Here is an 8,631-nt window from a genome sequence, read left to right as displayed (position 1 = left end):
GTTCCGGGCCGCCCCAGCGGGCGGGGCAGTCCCCCCCCGGCCCCCCCGCGCCCCCCCGGGGGGGGCGGCGGGGGGGGCGCCCCCGGGCCGCCGCCCGGCCGGCCCCGCGCCCCCCCCCCGGGTCCGCTCACCCCTCCGCGAGGATCGGGGCCAGGAAGCGGCCCGTGTAGCTCTCCTCGACTTCGGCGACTTGCTCCGGAGTCCCCTGGGCGACGAGGGTGCCGCCGCCGGAACCGCCCTCGGGGCCGAGGTCGAGCAGCCAGTCGGAGGCCTTGATGACGTCCAGGTTGTGCTCGATGACGATCACCGTGTTGCCCTTGTCCACCAGGCCGTTGACCACGCCGAGCAGCTTGCGGATGTCCTCGAAGTGCAGGCCCGTCGTCGGCTCGTCGAGGATGTAGACGGTCTGGCCGGTGGAGCGCTTCTGCAGCTCGCTGGCCAGCTTCACCCGCTGCGCCTCGCCGCCGGACAGGGTCGGCGCCGGCTGGCCGAGCCGCACGTAGCCGAGCCCGACGTCCACCAGGGTGCTCAGGTAGCGGTGGATCGACTTGATCGGCTCGAAGAACTCGGCGGCCTGCTCGATCGGCAGGTCCAGCACCTCGGCGATCGACTTGCCCTTGTAGTGCACTTCCAGGGTCTCGCGGTTGTAGCGGGCGCCCTTGCACACCTCGCACGGCACGTACACGTCCGGCAGGAAGTTCATCTCGATCTTCAGCGTGCCGTCGCCCGCGCACGCCTCGCAGCGCCCGCCCTTGACGTTGAACGAGAACCGGCCCGGCTGGTAGCCGCGGACCTTCGCCTCGGTGGTCTCGGCGAACAGCTTGCGGATGCGGTCGAACACGCCGGTGTAGGTGGCCGGGTTGGACCGCGGGGTGCGGCCGATCGCGGACTGGTCGACCTGCACGAGCTTGTCCACCAGGTCCACGCCCTTGATCCGGGTGTGCCTGCCCGGCACCTGCCGCGCGCCGTTGAGCTTGTTCGCCAGCACCGAGGCGAGGATGTCGTTGACCAGCGTGGACTTCCCGGAACCGGACACGCCGGTGACCGAGACCAGGCAGCCCAGCGGGAACGACACGTCGATCTTGCGGAGGTTGTGCTCGCGGGCGCCGACCACGGTCAGCTGCCGCTTCGGGTCACGCTTGCGCCGCGCCGCGGGCATCGGGATGGCCTTGCGCCGGGCCAGGTAGTCGCCGGTGAGGGAGGACTCGTTGTCCAGCAGCTCCTTGTACGGGCCGCTGTGCACGACCTTCCCGCCGTGCTCGCCCGCGCCCGGACCGATGTCGACCACCCAGTCGGCGCTGCGCACGGTGTCCTCGTCGTGCTCGACGACGATGAGCGTGTTGCCCAGGTCCCGCAGCCTGCTCAGCGTCTCCAGCAGCCGGTGGTTGTCCCGCTGGTGCAGGCCGATCGACGGCTCGTCCAGCACGTACAGCACGCCGACCAGGCCGGAACCGATCTGGGTGGCCAGCCGGATGCGCTGCGCCTCACCACCGGAGAGGGTGCCCGCCGCGCGGGACAGCGACAGGTAGTCCAAGCCCACGTCGAGCAGGAACCCGAGCCGGGCCTGCACCTCCTTGAGCACCCGGCCCGCGATCATCTCCTCGCGGTGGCCCAGCACCAGCGAGTTCAGGAACGACGCGCACTCGCGCACGCTCAGCGCGCTGACCTCGGCGATGGACAGCTCGCCGTGCGCCGGGTTCTCCATGGTGACCGCGAGGATCTCCGGCTTCAGCCGGGTCCCGTCGCACGCGGGGCACGGCACGTCCCGCATGTAGCCCTCGTACTTCTCGCGGGCGTAGTCCGACTCGGTCTGCTCCAGGCGCCGCTCCAGGAACGGGATGACGCCCTCGTAGGAGGCGTAGTACGAGCGCTGCCGCCCGTAGCGGTTCTTGTACCGCACGTGCACCTGGTCGTCGGTGCCGTGCAGCACCGCCTTCTTCACCTTGGTGGGCAACCGGTTCCACGGGGTGTCCATCCGGAACCCGACCGATTCGGACAGCGAGGTGAGCAGCCGGGTGAAGTACTCGGCGGTGTGCCCGCCGGCCCACGGCGCGATGGCGCCCTCGCCGAGGGACAGCTCCTCGTCGGGCACCACGAGCTCCGGGTCGACCTCCTTGCGGATGCCGAGACCGGCGCACTCGGTGCAGGCGCCGTACGGGGAGTTGAACGAGAACGAGCGCGGCTCCAGCTCGTCCACGCCCAGCGGGTGGCCGTTCGGGCAGGCCAGGTTCTCGGAGAACTTCCGCTCCCGCTCCGGGGAGTCCTCGTCGACGTCGACGAACTCCAGCAGCACCAGCCCGTCGGCGAGCCGCAGCGCGGTCTCCACCGAGTCGGTGAGCCGCTGCTTCGCGTTCGCCTTGACGGTGAGCCGGTCGACCACGACGGCGATGTCGTGCTTCTCCTGCTTCTTCAGCTTCGGCGGGGACTCCAGCTGGTACACCTCGCCGTCCACCCTCGCCCGGGCGTAGCCCTGCGACTGCAGCTGCTCGAAGAGGTCGACGTACTCGCCCTTGCGGCCGCGGATGACCGGCGCCAGCACCTGGAACTTGGTGCGCTCCGGCATCGCCAGCACCTGGTCGACGATCTGCTGCGGGGTCTGCTTGCTGATCGGTTCGCCGCAGGTCGGGCAGTGCGGTTTGCCCGCGCGGGCGTACAGCAGCCGCAGGTAGTCGTAGACCTCGGTGATGGTGCCCACCGTGGAGCGCGGGTTGCGGCTGGTCGACTTCTGGTCGATGGACACCGCCGGGGACAGGCCTTCGATGAAGTCCACGTCGGGCTTGTCCATCTGCCCCAGGAACTGCCGCGCGTACGCCGACAGCGACTCCACGTAGCGGCGCTGGCCCTCGGCGAAGATGGTGTCGAAGGCCAGGCTGGACTTTCCGGAGCCGGACAGACCGGTGAACACGATCAGGCTGTCGCGCGGCAGGTCGATGTCGATCCCGCGCAGGTTGTGCTCGCGGGCGCCGCGGACGACGAGGCGGTCGGCCACTGTGATCCTTTCGGAAGTTCTCGCCGGTTCGGTGGACGCGCCCGCCGGCACCGGGCCACGGCATCGGTCACCGCAGGCCCGCGGGCGACTCGGACGGGGTTCCCCACCGCATCGCCGGGTCGTCGTGCCCGTGCGGGGTGGAGCCCCTGGTCGGCCCGGCGTGATTCGGGCGCGGGCGCAGCACCGAGGGTATCGGCGCGGCCGCGCTCAGCGGTGTTCGGACGTCGCGCGGCCATGCTATGCCGCACCCCCGACAGTTCCGCGTCGCCCCTGGTCACGCCCTGCTCAGGGGTGCAACGCGCAGCGGCGCGCAGTATTCCGGGCCGCCCCTTAGCACGCCTGTGCGCGACCATACGCAAATTCCCCCGGATTGGGCACTGTCGGGGGACGCGCCTGTACCCCTACTCTCGGGTACTCCCCTGCCGTGTCCGGAGAATTTCCTGCACACATCAAGGAATCCGATGGCTGACACCGTTCTCGGCGCCGGCGGCACCCCCGTGCCCGCCGGAGCCGCGCACTCGACCGAACAGGTCACCGCCGCCCTGTCCGCGATCGAACGCAGCACGCAGCGCCTGCTCCAGGTGAGCGAGGAGCTGGACGACGCGAGCGTGCGACGGCCCAGCCTGCTGCCGGGCTGGACCCGCGCGCACGTGCTCACCCACCTGGCCCGCAACGCCGACGGGCTGCTGAACCTGCTGATCTGGGCCAGGACCGGCGCCGAGCACCCCATGTACGCCAGCCCCGCCGACCGCGACGCCGACATCCAGGAGGGTGCGGTGCGCGGGCACCGGCTGCTGGTGGAGGACGTGGTGGCCTCGCACGGCCGGTTCGCGCACGCCGTCCGCACCCTGCCCGCCTCGGCGTGGGACGCGGAGGTCGTGGGACGCGAACCGATGCCCGCCCACCACGTGCTGCGCAAGCGGCTGCTGGAGCTGTGGGTGCACCTGGTGGACCTCGACGGCGGCGTCGGCTTCGACGAGGTCCCCAAAGCGGACGCCGAGCAGCTGCTGGAGGACGTGGTGCAGCAGTTCGGCGGCAGGCCCGACGTGCCCGCGGTGACGGTGGTGGTCGACTTCGACGACGGCCGCACCCGCACCTGGGAGCTGCGCGGCACCACCTCCCCGCCCGCCCAGGTGCGCGGGCGCCCCGGCCCGATGCTCGGCTGGCTGCTCGGCCGCACCGGTCCCGAGCCGCTGGAAGGGGACGCCCCGGCGCTGCCGGTGTGGCTGTGAGGGGCGGCGCCGCCGAGCGATACGCTTCGCACGTGGAGGCATACGAGCAGTACACCGGCCATGTCGAACCCGGCGGCGCCCCCGCCAAGCGGGTCCTGGACGCGTTGACCATCACCAAGGTGTCGGTCGGCCCGATGGACAACAACGCGTACCTGCTGACCTGCCGCGGCACCGGGGACGCGCTGCTGATCGACGCGGCGAACGATTCGGAGCGGCTCGCCGACCTGCTGGGTCACGACGACGACCGGCCGCGGCTGCGCACCATCGTCACCACCCACCAGCACGGCGACCACTGGCAGGCGCTGGGCGCGGTCGCGGGCCAGACCGGCTGCTACACGCTGGCGCACCCCGCCGACGCCGGGGAACTGCCGGTGCCGCCGGACCGCCTGGTCCAGCACGGCGACGTGGTGCCGGTCGGCGACGCCGAGCTGCAGGTCATCCACCTGCGCGGGCACACGCCCGGCTCGATCGCGCTGCTGTACCGGGACCCGGCCGGGCACCCGCACCTGTTCACCGGGGACTCGCTGTTCCCCGGCGGCGTCGGCAAGACCGGCTCGCCCGCGGACTTCACCTCGCTGCTCGACGACGTGGAGAACCGGATCTTCGCCGAGCTCCCGGACGACACCTGGTTCTACCCGGGCCACGGCGACGACTCGACCCTAGGCGAGCAGCGCCCCCACCTCGCGGAGTGGCGCGAACGCGGCTGGTGAACCGACCCGCTTCGCGCAGGCGCGAACGACCGATGTGTTCCTCACCGGCCACGGTCCAGGGACACCGCGAGAACCGTGCCGTCAGACCCGACGGAGACGGCGTCGCGAGCGAACTCCTCATCGGGGATGCCGTTCCGCCAACGCTCCTCGACTCCGGGTGCCGAACGCAGGTACGAACCAAGCCGCTGACCCGCGAGCTGCTCGTACAATCCGGATTCGAGGCCGCGGTGCACCACGAACCGCCCGCCATCCGGCAGTGGAAGCACCGAGCGGGTACCCATCACGTGCAGGCCGCCGCCGAGATCAAACGCCGTGGCCGCGTCGTCGCCCGAGGCCGAGCTCTGCTCGTCGAGGCCGGTGAACCCCCCGCGTGGAGGAGGCGGCCGGTACGTGGCCGCAGTCCGGCCCGCACCCGCGAACAGCAATGCCGAGGCCGCGCCGAAACGCGCGAGCGCGTGGGAGAACCACTTCTGGCTCGCCTGCGGGATTTTGAGGACCCTCGCTTCTGCAGGAAAGGACGTATCGGACTCCTCGACATCGACAGGAAGTGTCCGGTCGAACAGGGCCAGCTCGTCGACGGCGTCGTCCTGCTGTTCGGATCCCGGCCGTTCGGACGTGAACGGTTCCGGAACCTCGCCGAGTTCCTCGTTCAACTCGCGTTCCAGCTCGTCGGCGCTACCCGACCACAGCTCGTCCTCTCCCGGAGGGTCGAGCACGTGCACGGTGATGCCGGACTGCCGCAGACACGACGCGACCATGAGTGACGGCAGGCAACCGCGACCAGCGATCTCCACCGACCGGACCTGGACGCACGCCTTCGCCAGTTGATCGACCGCGAGCGACTCGTTGCCGTGATTGCCCTTGCACTCCAGGACTACGATCTTGACCGCGCCACCGTTGCGCGGGTGGCCGATCAGGAAGTAGTCCGGGCGAACTCGGACACCGCTCGCCTGGCGCACCGCCCCCACTCCGGGAATCCCCGAGCGGAGCGCGACGTCGGCATCCACTGCCTGAAAGTCCAATCCGGGATACTGCTCGCTCAGCACATGCCGAGCGACGAACAACGCCAGCCCGATACCCAGGTATTCGGATTGGGCGACCTTGTGGTGGTGCACAACGGAACTGGCCGCCGTGGCCGACAACGTCATGCGCCCGCGGTGCGGGGCGAGGGTCGCGCAGTAGCGGAGCTGCGCCCACAGCCTCGCCGCGTCAGCGAAGACCGGATCGTCGAAGAAGGTGGTCGCGACCCCGACCTCCCGCAGAACGTGGACCGGGGCGGTGGGCAGCACGTCCGGGACTGTCACCGGAACGGGCCACTTGCGGTACCGGAAGATCTGCTTCTGCTCTTTCCGCTCGAAGCGAAGCGCCGCCCGATTCACCTTGTCGACCAGTTCCCGCGATGAGACCAGAGTCAGATTCCCCGAGATGCCGAGCGCACGCATCACCGCACCGAAATCCATGAATCCCCGTCCTCCCCGATCAGATGGGACGCTACGACGGCTCGCACAACACCAACAAGATCCGCTACGGACGACCACCGATCTGGCGGCCGCTCGATCAGAGCAGTCCGATGCCCCGCCGATCCGGGTCTCATCGCGGCCCGCCCTGTCGGACGGCGGCCGGTGATCCTAGGCTCGGTGGATGGCGAGGTACTACGACGTGCACCCGGACAACCCGCAGCGCCGCACGCTCGGCCAGGCGGTCGACCTCATCCGGTCCGGCGGGGTGATCGCGTATCCCACCGACTCCTGCTTCGCCCTCGGGACCGGGCTGGACAACAAGGACGGCGTGGAGCGGATCAAGACCATCCGCAAGCTCGACGACCGGCACCACTTCACGCTGGTGTGCGAGAACTTCGCGCAGCTGGGCCAGTTCGTGCACATCGACAACTCGGTGTTCCGGGCGATCAAGGCCAGCACTCCCGGCAGCTACACCTTCATCCTCCCCGCCACCAAGGAGGTGCCGCGGCGGTTGATGCACCCGAAGAAGAAGACGGTCGGCATCCGCATCCCGCAGCACGTCACCGCGCAGGCGCTGCTGGCGCAGCTCGGCGAACCGCTGTTGTCGAGCACGCTGCTGCTGCCCGACGAGGAGGAGCCGCTCACCCAGGGCTGGGACATCAAGGAACGGCTGGACCACGAGGTGGACGCGGTGCTGGACTCCGGCGACTGCGGCACCGAACCGACCACGGTCGTCGACTTCTCCAGCGGCGAAGCGGAGGTCGTGCGGTACGGCGCGGGGGACCCCGAGCGGTTCGAGTGAACCGGCGTCCGGCGGGCTGGCATGCTGATCGGCATGCGGGTGCTCGTCGTCGAAGATGAACGTCGTGTGGCGGAGGCGCTGCGCACGGGGCTGGAAGCCGAGGGCTGGGCGGTGGACGTCACCGGCGACGGTCTCGATGCGCTGCGGCTCGCCGCCGACACCGAGTACGCGGCGATCCTGCTGGACATCATGCTGCCCGGCCTCAACGGCTACCGGGTGTGCGAGCGGCTGCGCGCGGCGGAGGACTGGACGCCGATCATCATGCTCACCGCGAAGGACGGGGAGTACGACGAGGCGGACGCGCTGGACTCGGGCGCCGACGACTACGTGACGAAGCCGTTCTCGTACGTGGTGCTGCTGGCCCGGCTGCGCAACGCGATCCGGCGCCGCGCCACGGCCCGGCCGCCGCTGCTGCGCGTCGGGGACCTGGTGCTGGACCCGGCGCGGCGCAGCTGCGCTCGCGGCGACCAGGACATCTCGTTGACCAGCAAGGAATTCGCGGTGCTGGAGCTGCTGGCGCGCGGCGGCGGGCAGGTGGTGTCCAAGCGGCGGTTGCTGGAGAGCGGCTGGGACTTCGCCGCCGATCCGGACGTGAACCTGGTCGAGGTGCACATCAGCGCGCTGCGCCGCAAGATCGACAACCCGTTCGGGCGGCGCAGCATCCGGACCGTGCGCGGCCACGGCTACCGGCTCGTGCCGGACGGCGGCGCCGAGGGCTGACCGGGCACCTCCGACGCACGGCGGGGGGGGGGGGGGGGGGGGGGGGGGGGGGGGGGGGCGGGGGGGGGGCGCGGGGGGCCGGGGGGCGGGGGGGCGGGGGGCGGCGGCGGCGGGCCCCCCCCCCGCCCGGCGGCGGGGGCCGCCGGCCCCCCCCCCCCCCCCCCCCCCCCCCCCCCCCCCCCCGGCCCGGGACCGTCCTCCCGGGAACCGCTCCCGGCCGCGACGGCCGGCCCTGATCAGCCGATCGGGGCGACGCCCGGCGCGGGCACCGGGATGCCCGGCGCGTCCGAGGGGACACCGGGGCGGCCCGGCTCGGTCGGCAGCGGCGGGATCGTGTCGCCCGGCGCGGGCACGGTCTCGGAGGGCGGGCCGTCCGGGATGCACGGGACGGTGTCATCGGCCTGCGCGGCCGCGACTCCCTCCACCGGCGGGACACCCGGCTCACCCGACGGGATGCACTCGATCGGCGCGGGCACGCCCTCGGAAGGCGGGCCGCCCGGGATGCACGGCACGGTGTCGTCCGCCCCGCGGTCCTGGCTCGGTGCCACGCCCGGCGCACCGGACGGAACGCCCTCGACTGGGGGCACGCCCGGCTCGCCTGCGGGGATGCATTCGATGGGCTCGCCCTGCACCGGGGCGGGGGCCGGTGTCGCGGAGGCCGCGAAGGCCGTGCCCGCGCCGCCGAGTCCGAGCACCAGGGCACCGGCCGCGAGGGCGG

The 8,631-nt window shown here is 71.8% G+C and carries 6 protein-coding genes and 1 pseudogene; 4 read left to right on the top strand and 3 right to left on the bottom strand.

The genetic code is table 11. The annotated features are described in order from the left end of the window. Nucleotides 1-127: 127 nt before the first annotated feature. Nucleotides 128-2,989: an excinuclease ABC subunit UvrA gene (gene uvrA / locus LCD31_RS19825; protein WP_224960134.1), complete on the bottom strand. Its 2,862-nt coding sequence runs from the start codon at nt 2,987-2,989 to the stop codon at nt 128-130. A gap of 461 nt (nt 2,990-3,450) precedes the next feature. Between uvrA and LCD31_RS19820 the strand changes: the two genes are divergently transcribed. Both LCD31_RS19820 and LCD31_RS19815 read left to right on the top strand, forming a co-directional pair. Further along, nucleotides 3,451-4,221 carry a maleylpyruvate isomerase family mycothiol-dependent enzyme gene (locus LCD31_RS19820; protein WP_224960132.1) on the top strand — a complete coding sequence of 257 codons (771 nt, stop codon included), beginning with the start codon at nt 3,451-3,453 and terminating at the stop codon, nt 4,219-4,221. A 32-nt stretch (nt 4,222-4,253) separates the two neighbouring features. Beyond that, the gene (locus LCD31_RS19815) at nt 4,254-4,931 is read left to right on the top strand and encodes an MBL fold metallo-hydrolase (protein ID WP_224960130.1); all 678 of its coding nucleotides are present in this window, start codon (nt 4,254-4,256) and stop codon (nt 4,929-4,931) included. A 41-nt stretch (nt 4,932-4,972) separates the two neighbouring features. On the opposite strand, the gene LCD31_RS19810 is transcribed toward LCD31_RS19815, so the two are convergent. Next, nucleotides 4,973-6,391 (bottom strand): hypothetical protein, encoded by a 1,419-nt coding sequence (locus LCD31_RS19810; RefSeq protein ID WP_224960128.1) that lies wholly within the window; start codon nt 6,389-6,391, stop codon nt 4,973-4,975. A gap of 181 nt (nt 6,392-6,572) precedes the next feature. Here LCD31_RS19810 and LCD31_RS19805 point away from each other — a divergent pair, with 181 nt between their 5' ends. Both LCD31_RS19805 and LCD31_RS19800 read left to right on the top strand, forming a co-directional pair. Next, nucleotides 6,573-7,193, top strand: a complete 621-nt coding sequence (locus tag LCD31_RS19805; protein ID WP_224960126.1) for an L-threonylcarbamoyladenylate synthase — start codon at nt 6,573-6,575, stop codon at nt 7,191-7,193. A gap of 33 nt (nt 7,194-7,226) precedes the next feature. Continuing rightward, nucleotides 7,227-7,913 carry a response regulator transcription factor gene (locus LCD31_RS19800; RefSeq protein ID WP_224960125.1) on the top strand — a complete coding sequence of 229 codons (687 nt, stop codon included), beginning with the start codon at nt 7,227-7,229 and terminating at the stop codon, nt 7,911-7,913. A 236-nt stretch (nt 7,914-8,149) separates the two neighbouring features. On the opposite strand, the pseudogene LCD31_RS19795 reads toward LCD31_RS19800, so the two are convergent. Further along, nucleotides 8,150-8,631, bottom strand: a pseudogene (locus tag LCD31_RS19795) (hypothetical protein); the annotation flags it as partial.

It is taken from the genome of Saccharopolyspora sp. 6M, assembly GCF_020176775.1.
Taxonomy (GTDB): Bacteria; Actinomycetota; Actinomycetes; order Mycobacteriales; family Pseudonocardiaceae; genus Saccharopolyspora_C; species Saccharopolyspora_C gregorii.
This window is presented reverse-complemented; position numbering and strand designations above follow the sequence as displayed.

Excerpts from the sequence above, each read along its gene's own strand:
- LCD31_RS19820 (WP_224960132.1), top strand. The coding sequence starts at position 3,451 with ATGGCTGACACCGTTCTCGGCGCCGGCGGCACCCCCGTGCCCGCCGGA.
- LCD31_RS19810 (WP_224960128.1), bottom strand. The coding sequence starts at position 6,391 with ATGGATTTCGGTGCGGTGATGCGTGCGCTCGGCATCTCGGGGAATCTG.
- LCD31_RS19805 (WP_224960126.1), top strand. The coding sequence starts at position 6,573 with ATGGCGAGGTACTACGACGTGCACCCGGACAACCCGCAGCGCCGCACG.
- LCD31_RS19800 (WP_224960125.1), top strand. The coding sequence starts at position 7,227 with ATGCGGGTGCTCGTCGTCGAAGATGAACGTCGTGTGGCGGAGGCGCTG.